3 protein-coding genes are annotated in these 1,732 nt (G+C 34.2%); 1 reads left to right on the top strand and 2 read right to left on the bottom strand.

The genetic code is table 11. The features are described 5' to 3' along the window. The coding region (locus tag RTP99_RS05235; protein WP_048532862.1) for a collagen-like repeat preface domain-containing protein at window positions 1–512 on the bottom strand (512 nt) is incomplete at its 3' end. Window positions 513–941: 429 nt separating this feature from the next. Between RTP99_RS05235 and RTP99_RS05230 the strand changes: the two genes are divergently transcribed. Next, window positions 942–1,232, top strand: a complete 291-nt coding sequence (locus tag RTP99_RS05230) for a DUF4183 domain-containing protein (RefSeq protein ID WP_001121647.1) — start codon at window positions 942–944, stop codon at window positions 1,230–1,232. Window positions 1,233–1,293: 61 nt separating this feature from the next. Here the strand turns inward: RTP99_RS05230 and RTP99_RS05225 are convergent. After that, window positions 1,294–1,732: DUF4183 domain-containing protein (locus tag RTP99_RS05225; protein ID WP_312364444.1), on the bottom strand; the 439-nt coding region annotated here is incomplete at its 5' end.

Here is a 1,732-nt window from a genome sequence, read left to right as displayed (position 1 = left end):
CCTGTTGGACCTGTTGCTCCTCCTCCTGGACCTGTTGGACCTGTTGGACCTGTTGGGCCGCCTCCTGGCGTAGCACCAATTAATTGAGTTAATAAGTTTAATAAAAGTTGTAAACTTGCAGGGTCAATAATTAATGAGAAGAAGAATGGTGCAAGAGCACTGTAGAATTGTTGTAATAAAGAAAGTAATTGACCTAAATTTGGATTAGGAGATTGTAGTAAGTTAATAATACTTTGAATTAATTGTTTTAAGAAATTTCCTTCTGGAGAAGGTGCTAATTCATTTAGTAAGTTCAATAGCTGAGTAAACAAATTGAGTAAAGCTAATCTGTTTGCATCACTTGGATTTGCAAAAAACGCTGCAATTGCCGAAATTAAAGAGTTTAGTAAAGTAATTAATCTACCTAATTGCTCACTAGTAATTGGAACTGTTTGTGGATTGTTACAACATTCTGGAGTGAACACAATCGGATTATTGCAGTTATTATGACCAAAACAATTATTATGTGACATTTATTTCCTCCTTACTTATTTTATATTTGAGTGTCTTCCTATTATAAGAGCTATACAATTGTGCATAGGTTTAATTCACTTAAAATAGGAAACATGAATGATAATTAAACTTTAAAAAGTTATTTAATTATGTTCATGACTCACATATTAATTATATGTTTTTAATAATTGACTGCTTAGATTAAACACCTAAACTTAAGAGTTTATTTTATTTTTCCACGTTTATCTCTTAGGTTCAAAAGCACATTTTAACTTGAGTATAAAAACTAAACATTGTCATATAACCACCAATTAACAACAATACCTTTACTAAAATTGTGTTCCTTCTATTATCATGAAGCCGTTTCTATTATCAAAAACTTTCATACAATATATTGGACAAGTTATCCCATACTTTGTTCAAAAAATAATTTAGGGAGTGAAAATTAATTGCCAATTATTCAACCATTTATGGCATCCAGAAGATTCACATCTACACTAGGAGCTGGAACCGGAACTGGTGCAGCTTTTGCAATTGCTGCTACAGCTTGTTTAAACGATGCTGGTACTACTGCAACTGCTTTTCCGACTTTTACGTATTATAACTTATATGTAAACGGCATTCTTCAACCTAGTGTGAACTCCAGTGTTACTACTGGACCTACTGGTGCTATTACAATTCCTGGCGGAGATGCATTAGACGGCGGAATTCCAATTACAATTGAATTTATCGTCACTTAGTTTTAACTACTTTAATGTAGAGCAAAAAGACAGATCCTTTTTATTTAAGAATCTGTCTTTTTTAATTAATAATGATAAATTGTAAAATAATTGAAGAACCTTGTGATGGTGGTTGATTATCTAATAAAGTTAGCTGACCAGTACTAACCTGATATAATGGTTGTGGTTGAAGTATTCCATTAATAAACAGATTAATGTACGAAACCTCATCAGGAGATAATATGTGAGTTGTACCATATTGAGCTAGCCCATCTGAATCTGTATATATAAGTTTTTCTCCATCTGAAAAAGTGTAAAATAATAAATTAGTTGTTGTTATGGGGCCAATAACTCCAGTTGGACCTGTTGCTCCTGTTGCCCCTGTTACTCCCGTTACTCCTGTTACTCCTGTTGCCCCTGTTACTCCTGTTGCTCCTGTTGCTCCTGTTGCCCCTGTTGCTCCTGTTACTCCTGTTGCTCCTGTTGCTCCTGTTGCTCCTGTTACTCCTGTTGCCCCTGTT

The organism is Bacillus sp. (in: firmicutes), from assembly GCF_031983925.1.
Lineage (GTDB): Bacteria > Bacillota > Bacilli > Bacillales > Bacillaceae_G > Bacillus_A > Bacillus_A pacificus.
This window is presented reverse-complemented; position numbering and strand designations above follow the sequence as displayed.